Below are 17,395 nucleotides of genomic sequence, written 5' to 3' on the forward strand. Positions count from 1 at the left end.
AAGCCTGATATTTAAAGATCAATCTGAAAAAATTAATTATAGTTTATGAAGCGCTTGTAGAAACTACAGTGGGTTTAAAAAATCGCCTCAAAATGCTATCAGATGATTGGGACAATTTAAAAGGCTTAGAATCAAATTTAGGAGAAGATTTCTTTACGAAACAGGATGATGAAAAGATTCAATTGCTGGAAAATTGTTTCGTTACTTTATTAACACATTTCAACTATCAAAGTAAAGATAAAAGCGCTATTCGCATATCCCGTGATAAGTAAATGCCAATAATAGAAGTAGCCCTTCCAAATGGAAGACTGAAATATTATGACTTACGGTTTGATTCTTCCGGAAGTGATCATATTCGCGCCATGTGGGCTTATTATATCGCACTTTTAGAGACTTCCTATGCTAAAGATGGGAGTCACCCGCTTTTGTTAAAAAGATTTTCATGAGTTCTTAAGAGAGCTGTCTTTGCAGCAAGAAGCACAAAGTATTGTCTTTGCCTCGTTTCAAAACTCTCAAGCAGATTTTAAAGCTGTAACAAGGGGATTGAACTTTCATGAGATAGAAGGCAATGGAAGGTTCATAGCTAAAATTGATAGTTCCAAAGTGGTAGATTAAAATAATCAAATATGAATTTTGAAATTTAACGACTCAAGCTCAGCTATTTTGTTCAAATCTTCTATAAAAGTGTTCGGAAAATGCACCTCGGCGGTCACAAAGACGGACGAGACATTTTTTTTAATGTTTTGTCCGTCTTTTTTTGTTTGTAAACTATTGTTATATGTAAGATGTAGGGTAGTGCAAAATTTAATTTGGTGTCCGAAACGCATTTTCTTCAAACTCAAGTTTTTCCGCTAAAATCGACTGTTTTGTTTCTATATTTCCTTCTGAGTATAGCTTTGATGGATTCGGTATCACTTCTAAAACTTTTTCAACCCAATGTTTTATTTCCAGGTCTTTTCTTGGCATCTTCTGATTTTGCAATTCCATTTCTAAGCTATCAGGCTCCATCGATCTTTGTTGGGTGAACTCATTCTCAATATGAGAAAGCCACCATATTCCAATTTTTTCAAAAGTGTAGAAAATTCTTTTTGAGCTTTTATTGATTTCTAATAAATAACTACTGCTAAAATAAGGGAAATTAGAAAGTATCTATCCATTTGTAAAGATCTGTATCAGAAGAGATTCCAAATGATTTCCTCAGCCTGCTTTTCCTTGACTGAACTGTACGTATTGAAATATGATTGTATTCCGCAATATCTTTTGTAGTGAAATTCAGCTTGAGAAGAGCACATAGTTTAAACTCTTCTGATGTAATTTCCGGATTTACATGCATGAGGTTTTCATATAATCCGGGAAATGATTGTTTTATTTTTGGTATGAACGCGATGTCATCATTCATAGCCATTTTTACAAGGTTTTCTAAATCTATATCGTCTTTCTTATCCAGCCTCGTACGTATATTAGCAATTATATTCTGGCTACGAAGGACTTTTCTGTACAGCTCCAAAACAGTAAAATGTTTTAGCAGAATAAAATATCCGAAAATTGCAAACCATATAAATACTTGTAAAAAAGTAAAAAGTCTCTGATTTCTTGAAAATTCTAAATTTCCGGCATTTTTAATCCTGAATATTCTAAAATCATAATAATGGCTTATGAGAAATAAAACAAACGCCGTAGCAAAAACAGCTATAATATACTTTAATTTTTTCTTTGTGTTAAAAATAAATAAGGAAGTCATGAGCAGCAAAAAATAATATAATGACAAGCCATTTTCAAAACCTGAAGTGGATGAAAAGAAGAAAACCAATAGCATAGCAAGCTCTATAACAATAAAGCATATCATGATATTTTGCCGGGCCTTAGTAAAAAAGAAAAGAATAAGAAAAATACTGCCTAGCACAAACAATAACAAAAAATAGCCCTCAAACCCAAACAGCAAATCTCTGAATCCGCTTACAAGCAAAACTATTCCTATAGAAAATGCGAATAAATTTAATATTTGGGCATCCAGACGTTCAAATCTGTCAGCAGTGGGATCAATATGCAGATTCTGTATATAATTCCAAATTTTACGTAACATTGGTCATAAATATTTGTTAAAAGATACTACTTATTTGTAGTTGAAAATTATTTCTGTAAAATTAATTTTCCATAAAAATGTAAGCTAAAATATACCAAGTGATTAAGTAATGTTAAATCTTTATAGCGGCCTGTACATAATACTGAAATTAGTAGGTCAGAAATTGTAGTTTTAAATGCTCTGAATGTTTTTTACTACAAAAAGGTAAACTATATCATCTGCCATTTTTAATACCATAATAAAAGTCATAGTCATATTTTTGTAGACACTTCACACAATTTCATTTATACTTTATCCTCAACGGATTTTTTAGACTATTGGTTTTCTGTTTTTTTATCTGCATCAGGTTTTGAAAATGGTTTGTCATTGTGTTGTTTTTTTGGTTCTCAGAACTTCATACAAGGTTAATGGTAATTGTAATATTATCAGATTTCCATTTGCGTAGCACAGGAATTTCTGGTTTTTAATGCTGTTAATTAAATGATCTATTATTGTTTATTGTAATGTATTGAAAATTAGAAAATTAAGTGTGTTTTGTTCTTTTGGTGGTATCTATGCCGTATATTTTACCGTGTTGATAAGGTATCTGTAGCGTATGGTATTTCTTTATTTAAGCTTAAAATAAGATCAATTTTACAGCTCAATTCCAATGAGGTGAAAATGTATTTTAAGAATAAGAGTTACAATATGACAAAGGCATCAGGTATGCTTCTTTTGCTTTGCTCTTTTTGTAAGATATATGCTCAATTATATATTGGAAAAAGTTGTGATCTCTATATTAAAGACAGTATTATTATTTCTTTGTTAGAGAGAAAAGATAGTCTGGTTTCATTATATATTAAAGCCAACACTAAAGTGCATAACCTGCAGCAAATGTCCAATATCAAGATTGTTGTACTTTCTTCTTCTTACTTACCAAAAACACAGCAGAGTTCTTTTAGTAATACTATAAAAAAAGCTAAAAAAAAGCAAGAAGAAAAAAGAGTTTTAAAATTGATTTCTGAACAGAAAATCTCCAGAGCTGAAAATGGTAAGTCTACTATCATTTTTTATGGAAAATCAGAAGATATTGCTATTATTATAACCAACACGTTGAAAGAAAAACAAGGAATATTACATAGAAAGCATAAGATATTTATCCTGTACGAAAAACAGTTTTGTCCAGAGCAATCTCTTAAAACCGATGTGTACGAAAGGGCTTTTCTGGCAGGACTACAAATCCGGTCTCCTCCCTCTTTCAAAATCATTTTATAGCAAAATAACAGGAACACAAATTCAAAATATAGTACTATGGAAAAGAGTACTCATAAGACTCTTTTCCGTTTTCCAAATTATCAAACAAAATGAAAAATAAATTTTATACAATTCTTGCCTTAGCGTTTGGCACATTAGCTTTCGCTCAAGTAGGCATCAATACGCAAAATCCACAAGGGATATTCAATATCGATGGTGGTAAAAACAATGCTGTAACAGGAACTCCAACGGCCGCACAATTAGCCAATGATTTTATTGTAACCAATTCAGGATCTACAGGTATTGGTGCAATTCCCGACGCATCTGCTATTCTGGAGCTTAATGTAAGTCAGCTTGCATCGGGCAGCCAAAAAGGGTTTTTAGGTCCACGAGTAGCTTTAACAGTATATAATGATGCGTCTACAATACCTAATCCTGCAGTTGGCTTATTGGTTTACAATCTGGGAACTCAGTCTACTTTTACCTTTAAGGGATATGTTTATTGGGACGGAACCCAATGGAGACCTTTGGATGGGCGCTCGTTACAGTCGGGAACGATAAGTGGTTTGAGATGTACTGACGTAACACTAAGCCCGCTTACCTATACCGCCGGAACTCCTTATCAGGGTACCATGTCGATTCCTTATTCAGGAGGCAATGCAGGAATATATGGTCCACAAACAATAGGACCTGTAAATGGTCTTACGGCAACACTTCCTCAGGGTAATTTTGCGCAAGGATCAGGTACTTTAAATTATACTGTTTCCGGAATACCAACAGTATCCAGCCCCAATACAACAACATTTCCCATTTCGATAGGAGGGCAGAGCTGTAGTGCAACAGTAGGTGTTGGGAAAGTGCTTGCACCTGGAGAGTATCAGTTCTTTACTTATACATTACCGGCGACGTATATAGGATTGCTGAGCACACAGGTTGGCGGTACTTATGATGCTATTTTAGGAGGAAAGTTAAAATTGGACCTTGATTTTAATGCAAGTTCCAATCAGGGTTCAGGAGCCGTTACCTACAATCCACGTTTGGTAAATGCCTCCAGTTCTAATATTAAAGTATGGTATTCGGCATTATCGAGCGTAGACCGCTTCCGCCGCTCGAACGTTTTATTAGCGCCTGGAGGTTATATGGAAACGGATAATGGAATTTATCTTAACTGGGGAGACAATATGAATAGCAGTTCTACTCCTGTAACAGCTACAAACTCCAGTGATAATTCTCAGGAGATAGAAACGGTAGATGTAATTGTTGACGGAATCTGGTATAGAGTAATCGTTTTTGTTTCTGTAGATAATTTAAATGATACTGATCCCAGCAATAATATCCGACGTGTCTTTATGACAGCACAAAGAATGTCATCCTATTGATATGAAATGATAAAATAGAACGGATGAGCTCACCTTAAATTCATTGTATCCGGCAGATGAATTCCGTCTGTCGGTTTATAAATACCCTTCAATTACAAGATTCTAAAAACACGGACTAATGAATTTTAAAGAGATTCCAATAGGGACATTGATTGAAAAAGAAGTTGCAGAAAGCGGGATAGAACTATCCCGTATCTGTAGCTTTATGAAATGTACTGAACAGGAAATAAAAGGAATGTACAAATCTTCAAGTATAGAAACAGAAAACCTGTTGAAATGGAGTAAATTATTAGAATATGATTTTTTCAGGCTGTATTCTCAGCATTTGATATTGTATGCCCCATCCATAGCAGGTAAAAGCATAGAAAATAGACAGAATAAAAAGCCAGGCCTACCTCAGTTTCGTAAAAATATTTACACAAGGGAAATCATTGATTTTATTCTGAGACAGATAGAATCAGGAGAAATGTCAAAGGTTGCGGTAATAGAGTATTATAAAATTCCTAAAACAACTTTGTATAAATGGATATATAAGTATAAAAGCGAAATAAATTTAAATAAAACATTTTATGGAAAAAATAGTTCCCGATTATAAAAGAATTTATAATGACATCATCGTAAAAGAGTTTCCGGAAAAAAGAGATTCCTGTCAACGATTATTAGAGAAAGAAAGTTTATCCGTTATGGATATTATGGAACTTAATGAAAAAATTTTTGGGATTCCGGATAAGGAAACTTTTGCTGCCAGTCAGAAGCATCGTTCATTTATGAAAAAGGATATACTTAAAATGCTTGATTATCAGAAAAAAAATAAACTTAATAACACTCAACTCGCCATTCACTTTAAATTAAGCCCAAACACAGTAACCAAATGGAAAAAGAGTTTTTTAATATAAAATGTTTTATAACAAACAGATTGGTTAACAAATAGGTACTAAAGATTAAATAAGGAGTCCTTTTATGGTAATGATGGTCGGAAGAAAAATCTTCCGACTTTTCTATTTTTTGACGTGTTTAATCGAATTTAAAATCACTGATTGTTAATTAAATTAATTGATGTTTGTCTTGTATACTTGCAGTTTATAATCAATTATTTATACCGCTTTAAGATGGCAAATTCTTTATATAATACACTCAATAATGAAAAAAGTCTTGGTAATGTCATATAATGTTATTAGCTTTATAATGAATTCCGAATGACAATATTATTACACCTCACTAAATTTATTAATCATGAAAAAGCAAATCTTTATCGTTGCGTTGTCTCTGGGAGCAACCGCCTTAGGAACCCACCGGGTTATGGCACAACATTCAGAGCAGGTGAGTACATCAGTCAATATTATTTTATCAGATGTTATTGCAATGGATATTGGCTCTGCTGCTTCAGAAGGCGCTGTAGATTTTAATTATGGGAACACAAAAGATTATAATTCATCAAAAAATGTGACCGTTCCCAATAGTTTAGTCATTATTTCCTCTAAAAATTTTGATGTAAAAGTAAAATCTGAAGGTGCACACTTTGTAAGTGGCGCAAATGTCATTCCTGTAGATATATTACAGGTAAAAGCAATACCAGGGGGAAGTATGGTGGGAACCCTGAATGAGGTCACTTTATCTCCAAATGATCAGGTGCTGGTGAGTAATGCAGGTTTAGGTACCAAACAGTCTTTAAATATTGCTTACTCTATTTCTGCGGAAAATGCATCCAAGGTACTTTTAGGAAAACCACAGGGAACTTACACACAAAAAATAACTTATACTGCCACTGCATTGTAAGTCAATACCAATTTTAAATAGAAAAGCCCTCGATACTACAAAAGTATCGAGGGCTTTTCATTTATCATATGAATAAACCTTGTAGTGATTTTACTACATGAACTTCCTTTTTCCACTACAAAGAAACTTTTAGTACCACTATAAATTTGCAGTATACAAAAGATAACAATTAAGTAAAAAATAACAATAAAATATTACCATCATGAAAAAGCAAATCGTAATCACAGCCTTAACTTTTGGAGCAATGATACTGGGAACTAATAATGTTCAAGCTCAGAATACAACCGCAACTACAACCGTAAACATCACCCTGAACGATGTGATCTCTATCGACGCAGGAAGTACAGCCATTGGTAATACGGTAGATTTTAACTATGTTACTGCAGCAGACTACAACTCTGATCAGACGATTACTAAAGCGAACTCTTTAAAAGTTACTTCCACAAAGAACTTTAACGTTAAAGTAAAAGCAGGAGGGGCTAATTTTATGAATGGAACCAACTTAATTCCTGTCAATGTTCTGACAATCAAAGCCGCTACAGCTGCCGGAACTATGGGTGGAACAAAAAATACTGTAGTTTTATCTGCAACGGATCAGAATTTAGTTACCAATGCTCCTCTTGGAAGTGCCTTAACATTGAATCTGGATTACACTATTCCAGCGGCAAAATCATCATCTTCTGATATTTTAGGTAAGCCGGTCGGAACTTATACTCAAACAGTAACTTATACCGCGACGGCTTTATAATAAAAAAACACATCAATATATATGCCCTCAGCACTTTCCAGGTACTGAGGGTTTTCTATTTATCATGTGAATAAACCTTGTAGTGATTTTACTACACTAACTTCCTTTTTCCACTACAAAGAAAATTTTAGCACCACTATAAATTTGCAGTATACAAAAGATAATAATTAAATAAAAATAACAATAAAATATAACTGCCATGACAAAACTAATTACAATCACAGCCTTAACTTTTGGAGCAATCCTATTTGGAACTAATAATGTTCAAGCTCAAAATACAACCGCAACTACAACCGTAAACATCACCCTGAACGATGTCATCTCTATCGATGCAGGAAGTACAGCCATTGGTAATACGGTAGATTTTAACTATGTTACTGCAGCAGACTATAACTCTGATCAGACGATTACTAAAGCGAACTCTTTAAAAGTTACTTCCACAAAGAACTTTAATGTTAAAGTAAAAGCAGGAGGCGCTAATTTTATGAATGGAACCAACTTAATTCCTGTCAATGTTCTGACGATCAAAGCAGCTACAGCAGCCGGAACCATGGGCGGAACAAAAAATACTGTAGTTTTATCTGCAACGGATCAGAATTTAGTTACCAACGCTCCTCTTGGAAGTGCCTTAACATTGAACCTGGACTATACTATTCCAGCGGCAAAATCATCATCTTCTGATATTTTAGGTAAGCCGGCCGGAACTTATACTCAAACAGTAACGTATACTGCAACAGCTTTATAAATTAATTTTTCATATTAATATTTTGTGATTTGGTGTTTCGAAGGCTTCCTCAGGGGGCCTTTGATTTTGTATGTGAGGGTTTTTCTATTTATCATATGAATAAACCTTGTAGTGATTTTACTACACGAACTTCCTTTTTCCACTACAAAGAAAATTTTAGCACCACTATAAATTTGCAGTATACAAAAGATAACAATTAAATAAAAATAACAATAAAATATTACTGCCATGACAAAACTAATTACAATCACAGCCTTAACTTTTGGAGCAATCATATTTGGAACTAATAATGTTCAAGCTCAAAATACAACCGCAACTACAACCGTAAACATCACCCTGAACGATGTCATCTCTATCGATGCAGGAAGTACAGCCATTGGTAATACGGTAGATTTTAACTATGTTACTGCAGCAGACTATAACTCTGATCAGACGATTACTAAAGCGAACTCTTTAAAAGTTACTTCCACAAAGAACTTTAATGTTAAAGTAAAAGCAGGAGGCGCTAATTTTATGAACGGAACGAATTTAATCCCTGTCAATGTTCTGACAATCAAAGCCGCTACAGCAGCCGGAACCATGGGCGGAACAAAAAATACTGTAGTTTTATCTGCAACGGATCAGAATTTAGTTACCAACGCTCCTCTTGGAAGTGCCTTAACATTGAACCTGGACTATACTATTCCAGCGGCAAAATCATCATCTTCTGATATTTTAGGTAAGCCGGCCGGAACTTATACGCAGACAGTAACGTATACTGCAACAGCTTTATAAATTAATTTTTCATATTAATATTTTGTGATTTGGTGTTTCGAAGGCTTCCTCAGGGGGCCTTTGATTTTGTATGTGAGGGTTTTTCTATTTATCATATGAATAAACCTTGTAGTGATTTTACTACACGAACTTCCTTTTTCCACTACAAAGAAAATTTTAGCACCACTATAAATTTGCAGTATACAAAAGATAATAATTAAATAAAAATAACAATAAAATATTACTGCCATGACAAAACTAATTACAATCACAGCCTTAACTTTTGGAGCAATCATATTTGGAACTAATAATGTTCAAGCTCAAAATACAACCGCAACTACAACCGTAAACATCACCCTGAACGATGTGATCTCTATCGATGCAGGAAGTACAGCCATTGGTAATACGGTAGATTTTAACTACGTTACTGCAGCAGACTACAACTCTGATCAGACGATTACTAAAGCGAACTCTTTAAAAGTTACTTCCACAAAGAACTTTAACGTTAAAGTAAAAGCAGGAGGCGCTAATTTTATGAATGGAACCAACTTAATTCCTGTCAATGTTCTGACGATCAAAGCCGCTACAGCAGCCGGAACAATGGGTGGAACAAAAAATACTGTAGTTTTATCTGCAACGGATCAGAATTTAGTTACCAACGCTCCTCTTGGAAGTGCCTTAACATTGAACCTGGACTATACTATTCCAGCGGCAAAATCATCATCTTCTGATATTTTAGGTAAGCCGGCCGGAACTTATACGCAAACAGTAACTTATACCGCGACGGCTTTATAATAAAAAAGAAACTTTTATCATCGCTGTAGATTTTTCGTGTTCATAAAGAACAATTAAATAAAAATAACAATAAAGTATTACTGCCATGACAAGACTAATCACAATCACAGCCATAACTTTGGGAGCAATCCTATTTGGAACTAACAATGTGCAAGCTCAAAATACAACCGCAACCACAGCTGTAAACATTACCCTGAATGATGTCATCTCTATCGATGCAGGAAGTACAGCAATTGGTGGTATAGTTTCCTTTAACTATGTTACTGCAGCAGACTATAACTCTGATCAGACAATTACCAAAGCGAACTCTTTAAAAGTTACTTCCACAAAGAACTTTAATGTAAAGGTAAAAGCAGGGGGACCGAATTTCGTCAATGGTTCAAACTCAATCCCAGTGGATGTTTTGACAATCAAAGCTGCAGAAGCTTCCGGAAGTATGGGCGGAACAAAAAACGACGTGGTTTTATCCCCAGGAGAAAGAACTTTAGTATCCAATGCTCCTCTCGGAAGTGCCTTAACACTGAATCTGGACTACACCATCCCGGCAGCAAAATCATCATCTTCAGATATTTTAGGTAAACCGGCCGGAACTTATATACAAACAGTAACGTATACCGCGACTGCTTTATAATAAAAATTTTAGTTTAAAAGGTTCCTTTTGCTATGTTTTCAGTAGTTTTGGGAATCTTTTATTATTAAACTATTTACGCCATGCACAAATTCATTCCCCTTTTCATTTTCTTTATCCTTACAGGATCTTCTTCACTTCTGGCACAAAGTATTTCTATGTCGCCTACACGTTTGTTTTTTACCGGCAATCCGGGAGAAAAAGTAACAAAGACAGTCACGCTTCAGAACAGCTCGGATAAGGATTATGTCTTTAATCTCAACTCTAAAGACTGGTTCAGAGAAGAAGACGGAAATAAGGTTTATCTTGAAGCAGGCAGTTCAAAAACGTCTAATGCTTCCTGGGTATCTACCTTAGAAAACACTGTAACAGTTCCTGCGAAAAGTACAAAGGAGATTGCAGTAACCATGCAGATTCCTGCAAACGCATCACAATCTGCCGTTACGAACAGTATGTTGTTTTTTACCCAGCTTCCTCAGCAGGCAGATAAGGCACGTGTTCAGAACGGTATTGGTATTATCACCTTATTTGAGGTGGGACTTCACATCTTTTATACTCCACCGGGAAACCATGTAAAAAGTCTGGATATTACCAATATTGCAGAAGTGAGCAATGAGAATGCAGCGAACAGAAAAGTCGCAGTAAGCATTCACAATGATGGAAACACCATTAATGATGCTACCGTTGAGTTTGAACTCACCAACACAGACAGTGGCAAAGAAATAAAATTACCCGCAATTTCAATCTCCATGCTTCCGGATACCAATCAGGTCGTTCAGTTTTCTCTACCGGAGAACATTTCAGGGAACTTTCTTGGCGTGGTTATCGTCAAAATGGCAGAATCCAATGATTTACGTGTAGGAGAAAAAAACTTTAAATTTTAATAGTAAGTCTTGAAACCACAGAATGGAATATCAACCTCAGTACTAAGAAGAACAATCTTATTTTTTGTATTTGTTCTTCTGCACTTTTCGTGGGCCTTTGCGCAGGAAAAAAAGGATATTCAAATCCATTTTGAAAACGACAGTTTAGCTGTTGAAAAAGGTTCTACCTTTACTAATTTCCTGGTCATTGAGAATAAAAGTTCTGAAGAGATTATTATTCAGAATATTATTCCTCAGGAAAACTATCCGGGGTTGCTTTTCTATCCCAAAAATGACTTTACCTTAGGCGCTGGTCAGTCTAAAAATCTTCCTGTGAAACTGATTGCCAACGTGGATTTTATGAAACTTAGATCCAATAAGATCCAATTCCAGGTTTCGTACGCCACTCCAACGGTCACCAGAACTGAAAGCGCCTCGTTCTTCGTTGCTAAGGGCGAGAACAAAAACATCGCAGTTTATACCGCCAGCTACGAAAATTTCATTAACCCTGCTTTACCTCAATCCTCAATTCTGCTGACTGTAGAAAATCAGGGGTATAGTAAACGCACCGTTAAAATTGATCTGCAATCCATTCCTGATGGTTTGGAAATTTTGCCAAAACAACAGACTGTATCCCTGGAAGGTTTGGAAAAACAAACGGTTGAGATTAAAATTGCAGTCAGAAAACAGAATACACTTTATCCGGAATTTAATATTAATGCAATTGTCACAGACCTTCTTGATAATAAAATAGTGGGAAGCAACACGCTCTATTTAGTCATTTTATCGCACAACAGACAGATTGCCCGTGGAAATGAAGCGGTGAGCGGAAGTAATTTTGCGGAAATGAGCTATAATGAAAACAGTTCAGGTTTCAATTATCTCCAGTTGAGGGGAAACACAGCATTTCGTGTTACTGATAATGTAAAATCGCGCTTCAATATCGGTGCAGATTACTATGTTGAAGACGGCCTGTATAATCTCTATGATACCTGGCTGGAACTGGAGAGAAAAAATACGGTATTACGCTTGGGAAATGTTAACAGCAGCGATTACGATTACCCGGTTTTCGGAAGAGGCGGGAAGGTTTCTACCAGATTTGGTAAAAATAATCAGATTGAAGTTCTTGCGCTGGAAAATAATTATAATCTGTATGGCACTTTTTTCCAGCAAACAGAAGGATCTACCATGGTGGGTACAAAATATGCTTTTGGAAATGCTAAATCTTTTAATGGGAAAGTGTCTTATATATTCGACCATGATCCGCGCTTTAACGTAGATACGCAGGTAGCGAATGCGGTAACATCATTGTTAATTAATGATAAACACACCATCCGCACGGAGGTGGGAGTGAGCCACGAAAAAGGTCTTTTGAACAACGATGAAAATGCAGGAGCTTTACTGGGAGCCAATTACGAGGGGAAAATAGGGAAATGGGATATACAATCTGTCAATTCCTTTGCGACCAAAAGTTATGCAGGAATCAAAAGGGGATCCTTTTTCTCAAATCAGAGGATCGGCCGCCAATTTTCTGCCTCTCAGCGTGCTTTTATACAGTATCAGAATTCACGGGTAGAACCTGAGTTCCTGAGTTTCCAGAATGAGCCAATCCAACCTGGGAACACCACTAATTTGCGTTATTATTTCAACAGTACAGAAGCTTTGGGAATAGGGTATCAGTTTTCTTTAAAGAAATGGAATTTTCTACTGTCTCCAAAGGTTGAAAAGCAAAAAACAGCTAATTTTTACACATCGCAGGAACTTTTTTCCTACCGCTTAGAAGCCAACATCAGCACTACATTAGGCGCCCACGGATTGAATCTGACGGCAGAATATTCTTATTCAAAGGAGAATGATAAACCAGACTGGTTCAACAGTTTGAAAACAACCTTGTCTTACAGATATAAGTCATTCTCCCTCAACGGAACGGCCCAATGGAACGCAACAAGTGTCTTTGATTTAAATTCTTATTATAATGTAAACCGTAATTTCGCCAACTACAATGTATACGCCTCTTATAATTTCCAGATGTTTAATCATAATCTGACCGGATCTTTTTCAGCAGGAACCTTTTATTCGCAACTGTATCAAAATTTAAACAGCAATATCACAGGTAATCTGGAATATAAGATTTCGCCTTCCTGGTCCACCACAGGCTATTTTAATCTTTCCGGGTATAAATCTACCGCTGAATACGCAAGCAGCGGCAGTTATTACCAGTTCAGAGCGGGGATTAAAAAATATTTTACCACCGCTACGGCTCTTGGAAATCATAAAGTGGCTTTCCAGTTCTTTGAAGATAAAAATTTCAATGGACTTCTGGAGTCCGGCGAAGCAGTACTTGCTAATGAAATTGTAAAACTGGACAATTATGTAGCGATGACGGATAAGAATGGAAAAGTAGTCTTTCAGAATGTGCCAGAAGGTACTTACACACTGAAAGTAAACGAAAATGCAGGTGCCCGGTTGATGATGGATCCTTCCATTATGGTCCATAACAATATTAACCGCAAAGTGGGCCTGGTAAAAAACATCAGGGTAAGCGGGAAATTAACAGAGATCAGGCAGGCCTATGATGTTTTGGAAACGGATGTAACAGGAATAGTGGTGTATGCAAAAGGTGAAGATGGTGCAATCTATACTGCTGTGGTTAACCAAAGAAATGAGTTTGAGTTTTTCCTGAAAGATGGAAAATACAACCTCTATATTGAAAATGACAAATACAGCTATACACAACCTACCCAAACGATTCTGGTAACAAAAGAAGGGTATTCAAAAACCGTGGTTTTTGAATATAAGAAGAAAGACACCACCATTAAGGTGAAAAAGTTTTAAATTTAAAAGTATGAAAAAGATGAGGGCTTTTCTAATAGGAATTTTTATTGTTTTCTGCGGGTCTGCAGCCTCGAAAGCTCAGGATGTGTACCTGTCAGTTCCTGAAAGTAATATTTTTAACAGGACCGAATTTACCTCAGTACCTACAAGGGTAATGACGAACGCCAACAGAACCAACTGGGATTATGCCTTTTTGGGATTACTCCCAACCGCACCTACATTTACCTCTGTTTCAGGACCAACTTTTACTCACTCTTCTTCTTCACTTACTTTACCTTCTTCCACGCTTCTGTGGCAGTTGGAAAGTATGGGCGGCCAGCTGCCCTATACCGGAATTTCAGGCTATTTGCCAGGTTTTCAGTCGTTCAGTACAAGCGCTGTAAAATGGTTTGAACCGCCATCGATCAGTCTCGCGGGAGGATTCAACCGGGGAAACATCAATTTTACATTTAAAATTCCTGCCTCACAATTTACGGCCAATGCTTTCCGTGCCGGGAATTACTCCATGGATATCACTCAGAATTATAATGACTTCACACCCCGTAATTTTAAAACAATTTTAATTATTCCTTCATCTATACGATGGGTTGCAAACTCTTTAACAAAATACATAGAAATTTCTTCTTTGAATGACTATCGGAATACAAGCACTCGGGTGTGGGATTTGGGAAATACGGAAATCGCGAATACGGTTGATTTTAATTTTGGGGCGAAAGCTGCTTCCGCAAACATTCAGTTTACTTCTTCTAAAGGGGTTCCGGGAACCAGAAATATTGCCAGCATTAAATTGGGGAGTAACGGATCTGCACTTACCACCAAAGCTTTATCTGCCGATTTTCAGAATTTTTCCGCGGCTAATTTCAGTGTTGCAGCGGGAAACCGAAACAGCTTCACTCCCCAGCTTTATGTGTCTGCGGAAGATTTTAAAAACTTCTTTTTTGAAGCCGGAACCTACACGTTTGAATTGAACTTCAATGCCAGCAGTACAGATAACTCCATTAACAGCCTGCAAAATACGGCTGTTCAGTTGAAGGTGCTTCCCCTGTCGGAGATCACCATTCCCAGTTCCGGGCGCAATGTCAACTTCAATTTTAATACTGCTGCCCATTACACGGATGGTCAGTCACAAATGATTCCCAACCAGATTATGTTGTCTAATAATGAAAATTTTGAGCTCTATGTAAAATCGGACGAAAATTATTTCAAGAAAGGCGGTTTACAGACCAACATTAATTCCAATATATTACAAATTGGTGTGGATGGAAGTTCTGTAAGTGTACCTTTATCCAAAACTCCTCAAAAAATACTCTTTAACGGAGCTCCGGTTCTGGATCGGGGACTAAATGTAAGATACACCATTTCGCCTGCGGGTGCCCAAAGTTTGGTAGGGAAGGAAAATACCACTTACTCTGTCAATGTGTATTATAGTTTTACGGCAATTTAACCCTACTTTCTGAAATAGTTTTCTTATAGATCCGTTTAATAGCGATAATTCATTCTGAGCGTATTTTGTCCGGGCATTTTACAGCTGTACTTCCGTGATAGCAATTGACCGAAACCACAAAACTTTCCAAAAGATTTCCTGAAGTATCTCCATAGATGCGTCTTCTTTTTTGATGAGTTTCCTTCATCAGCCCTATATTTTTAGTACCTGTGGATGTATTTTGGTAGTCTGGCTATCAATGATTGCCACTTCAGTCTGCCATTTTTATCCTGTATCATTCAGCTTTTTGTGATCAGTAATCTGTTGATACTGTTCTATATTTCACCTTTTCTCCTATTTTCGATACTACCGGTAAACAGTCTGCCAGAGTCAAAATTCTCATGGAATCTGACACAGTCTTTTTTGTGAGATAAAACAGGACCTGTATTATTTCAGGTAAATCCCATTTGATTTTTTTTTCACTAATATGATATTTTTTATAACTTGCCAGCTCCTGGAAGAAAGGTCTGAACTATATGTTTTTATTCGTATTTAAACAATATAACTCTTTCTGCCTTCTTTCAAAAAACAATTCAAACAGCTTCTAACCGTGATACTGAATTTATGAATGATTTTATCAACGAACTACAATTAAAAATCGAAAGACTTGAAAACGAAATTAATTTCAAGAACGGACTGATTTCGATATTGTCTCATGACTCAAAAGAACTGTTTGGAACCTTTCTTTGGCTTATCGAAGAGCTGGAGCAAAAGACTATAAGTGAGGAAGATTTTTTTAAGTTATTGCCGCAGATAAAACGTGATGCCCGGAAGAATCTGCAAACGATTCAGGACAGCATTACCTGGCTAAAAACACAATACGGGGAATTTAAGATTAAACCCGTTACAATCATGGTGATGGACCTCTTTCACTATTTAGAAGAAAAATACACTGTTAAATTAAAAGAAAAAAACGTTAAATTTTATTTTAAAGGAGATCACAATGCATTTCTTACAAGCGATCGCCTGTTGCTCGAATATGTTTTGGATAAAATTTTTAACAACGCGGTAAAATACTCCTTGCCGGGTCAGGATATTTATTTTCAGGCCGTTACAGAAGGTGATCAGGTTGTACTTTCTGTAATTGATTCCGGAACCGGAATAAATGAAAAGTATTTATCGGGGATCTACAATTATGATAATCCCATATTTCTGGGAACTGCAGGCGAGAAAGGAGTTGGATTAAGTTTGAAAATTGTAAAAAAATTTATATCCTTGCTGCATGGAAACATCCAGATCATTTCCGCTGAAAATAAAGGTACTACGGTTTCTCTTTTTTTACGTAAATTTATAGAATGATGGGTTCAAAAGTAAACATTCGCATTGTTGTAGCAGACGATCATGGTATCGTCCGGATGGGTTTGATACAAACAATCAAACGATTCAGACCCGATGCCATAATTTCAGAAGTAGAGGATTATAAATCACTGTACAAATTGATTCTGAAAGAAGAATTCGATCTGGCCATCATGGACGTTAATATGCCCAATGGCACTGTTCAGGAAGCAATAGATTACATAAAATTACATCAACCTGAATTAAAAATTCTAATATTTTCTTCACAGGATGAAGAGCTGTATGGAATGCGTTATCTGAAAATGGGAGCTGGCGGCTATCTAAGTAAGCTAAGCTCCACTGAAGTCATTGAAACTGCTTTGGCGGCTATGCTCAGTAAAGGACGGTATGTCAGTGATAATATAAAGGAAGCTATTTTTTTAGAATCCTTAAATGGCACGACGAAAAAATCTCCCTTTGAAGCGCTCTCAGACCGCGAATTGCAAATTGCCAATAAGCTTGCGGAAGGTCTTCCCCTCAAAGAAATTTCTAATCAGCTGAATCTCCATTCATCGACGATCAGCACTTACAAAAACAGGTTATTTGAAAAACTGAAAATACGATCCCTACCCGAATTGGTGGACATTCTCAGGCTGTATAATCAGTAAAAATGCTATCACAGAAGCTTTAGACTAAATAGTTGCAGACGGGCCACTTTTTGCTCCGGTTCGTAAGTTTTGGAACCTTAGAAGACATCTCTAAGGTCTGTGCTTTGAGTCATATATCGGTATATCATATC

Annotated in this window: 20 protein-coding genes; 17 read left to right on the forward strand and 3 right to left on the reverse strand. The window is 36.1% G+C overall.

The window, feature by feature from the left end; all coding sequences use genetic code 11:
• Positions 1 to 92: 92 nt before the first annotated feature.
• Both ACLI50_RS01500 and ACLI50_RS01505 read left to right on the forward strand, forming a co-directional pair.
• The gene (locus ACLI50_RS01500) at positions 93 to 272 is read left to right on the forward strand and encodes a hypothetical protein (protein WP_411413006.1); all 180 of its coding nucleotides are present in this window, start codon (positions 93 to 95) and stop codon (positions 270 to 272) included.
• Positions 273 to 446 carry a hypothetical protein gene (locus tag ACLI50_RS01505; protein WP_411413007.1) on the forward strand — a complete coding sequence of 58 codons (174 nt, stop codon included), beginning with the start codon at positions 273 to 275 and terminating at the stop codon, positions 444 to 446. It abuts the gene before it with no gap.
• 358 nt (positions 447 to 804) lie between these two features.
• Here the strand turns inward: ACLI50_RS01505 and ACLI50_RS01510 are convergent, their stop codons facing one another.
• Complete coding sequence (locus ACLI50_RS01510; RefSeq protein ID WP_411413008.1) at positions 805 to 1,008, reverse strand: hypothetical protein; 204 nt, start codon at positions 1,006 to 1,008, stop codon at positions 805 to 807.
• A 130-nt stretch (positions 1,009 to 1,138) separates the two neighbouring features.
• Entirely contained in the window at positions 1,139 to 2,083 is a 945-nt protein-coding gene (locus ACLI50_RS01515; RefSeq protein ID WP_227942423.1) for a helix-turn-helix transcriptional regulator, read from the reverse strand.
• Positions 2,084 to 2,770: 687 nt separating this feature from the next.
• On the opposite strand from ACLI50_RS01515, the gene ACLI50_RS01520 reads away from it, so the two are divergent.
• The 13 genes from ACLI50_RS01520 to ACLI50_RS01580 all read left to right on the forward strand — a co-directional run bounded on the left by ACLI50_RS01520 (position 2,771) and on the right by ACLI50_RS01580 (position 15,282).
• Complete coding sequence (locus tag ACLI50_RS01520) at positions 2,771 to 3,337, forward strand: hypothetical protein (protein WP_202838701.1); 567 nt, start codon at positions 2,771 to 2,773, stop codon at positions 3,335 to 3,337.
• A gap of 89 nt (positions 3,338 to 3,426) precedes the next feature.
• Positions 3,427 to 4,695 carry a phage tail-like protein gene (locus ACLI50_RS01525; RefSeq protein WP_202838702.1) on the forward strand — a complete coding sequence of 423 codons (1,269 nt, stop codon included), beginning with the start codon at positions 3,427 to 3,429 and terminating at the stop codon, positions 4,693 to 4,695.
• A gap of 118 nt (positions 4,696 to 4,813) precedes the next feature.
• Complete coding sequence (locus ACLI50_RS01530; protein ID WP_343638729.1) at positions 4,814 to 5,290, forward strand: transposase; 477 nt, start codon at positions 4,814 to 4,816, stop codon at positions 5,288 to 5,290.
• Positions 5,265 to 5,591 carry a helix-turn-helix domain-containing protein gene (locus tag ACLI50_RS01535; RefSeq protein WP_202838704.1) on the forward strand — a complete coding sequence of 109 codons (327 nt, stop codon included), beginning with the start codon at positions 5,265 to 5,267 and terminating at the stop codon, positions 5,589 to 5,591. Before ACLI50_RS01530 ends, ACLI50_RS01535 begins: the two co-directional genes overlap by 26 nt.
• Before the next feature lie 337 nt (positions 5,592 to 5,928).
• On the forward strand, positions 5,929 to 6,471 hold the full coding sequence (locus ACLI50_RS01540) for a peptidoglycan-binding protein LysM (RefSeq protein ID WP_395973909.1): 543 nt from the start codon (positions 5,929 to 5,931) through the stop codon (positions 6,469 to 6,471).
• Positions 6,472 to 6,673: 202 nt separating this feature from the next.
• Entirely contained in the window at positions 6,674 to 7,219 is a 546-nt protein-coding gene (locus tag ACLI50_RS01545; RefSeq protein ID WP_395973907.1) for a peptidoglycan-binding protein LysM, read from the forward strand.
• A gap of 199 nt (positions 7,220 to 7,418) precedes the next feature.
• Positions 7,419 to 7,964 carry a peptidoglycan-binding protein LysM gene (locus ACLI50_RS01550; protein WP_202838707.1) on the forward strand — a complete coding sequence of 182 codons (546 nt, stop codon included), beginning with the start codon at positions 7,419 to 7,421 and terminating at the stop codon, positions 7,962 to 7,964.
• 228 nt (positions 7,965 to 8,192) lie between these two features.
• Entirely contained in the window at positions 8,193 to 8,738 is a 546-nt protein-coding gene (locus tag ACLI50_RS01555) for a peptidoglycan-binding protein LysM (protein ID WP_110011201.1), read from the forward strand.
• Positions 8,739 to 8,966: 228 nt separating this feature from the next.
• Entirely contained in the window at positions 8,967 to 9,512 is a 546-nt protein-coding gene (locus ACLI50_RS01560) for a peptidoglycan-binding protein LysM (RefSeq protein ID WP_110011201.1), read from the forward strand.
• Positions 9,513 to 9,597: 85 nt separating this feature from the next.
• Entirely contained in the window at positions 9,598 to 10,143 is a 546-nt protein-coding gene (locus ACLI50_RS01565) for a peptidoglycan-binding protein LysM (RefSeq protein ID WP_202838708.1), read from the forward strand.
• Positions 10,144 to 10,223: 80 nt separating this feature from the next.
• Complete coding sequence (locus ACLI50_RS01570; RefSeq protein WP_227944132.1) at positions 10,224 to 11,024, forward strand: fimbrial biogenesis chaperone; 801 nt, start codon at positions 10,224 to 10,226, stop codon at positions 11,022 to 11,024.
• 9 nt (positions 11,025 to 11,033) lie between these two features.
• Complete coding sequence (locus tag ACLI50_RS01575; RefSeq protein WP_411413009.1) at positions 11,034 to 13,838, forward strand: hypothetical protein; 2,805 nt, start codon at positions 11,034 to 11,036, stop codon at positions 13,836 to 13,838.
• A 10-nt stretch (positions 13,839 to 13,848) separates the two neighbouring features.
• Positions 13,849 to 15,282 carry a hypothetical protein gene (locus ACLI50_RS01580; protein WP_411413010.1) on the forward strand — a complete coding sequence of 478 codons (1,434 nt, stop codon included), beginning with the start codon at positions 13,849 to 13,851 and terminating at the stop codon, positions 15,280 to 15,282.
• A gap of 49 nt (positions 15,283 to 15,331) precedes the next feature.
• Here ACLI50_RS01580 and ACLI50_RS01585 read toward each other — a convergent pair whose 3' ends face one another.
• Positions 15,332 to 15,469, reverse strand: a complete 138-nt coding sequence (locus ACLI50_RS01585; protein ID WP_181398003.1) for a hypothetical protein — start codon at positions 15,467 to 15,469, stop codon at positions 15,332 to 15,334.
• 416 nt (positions 15,470 to 15,885) lie between these two features.
• On the opposite strand from ACLI50_RS01585, the gene ACLI50_RS01590 reads away from it, so the two are divergent.
• Positions 15,886 to 16,620, forward strand: a complete 735-nt coding sequence (locus ACLI50_RS01590; RefSeq protein ID WP_343638714.1) for a sensor histidine kinase — start codon at positions 15,886 to 15,888, stop codon at positions 16,618 to 16,620.
• Entirely contained in the window at positions 16,617 to 17,264 is a 648-nt protein-coding gene (locus ACLI50_RS01595) for a response regulator (protein WP_228406558.1), read from the forward strand. Before ACLI50_RS01590 ends, ACLI50_RS01595 begins: the two co-directional genes overlap by 4 nt.
• Positions 17,265 to 17,395: the final 131 nt, after the last annotated feature.

Source organism: Chryseobacterium cupriresistens, from assembly GCF_046614675.1.
Lineage (GTDB): Bacteria > Bacteroidota > Bacteroidia > Flavobacteriales > Weeksellaceae > Chryseobacterium > Chryseobacterium cupriresistens.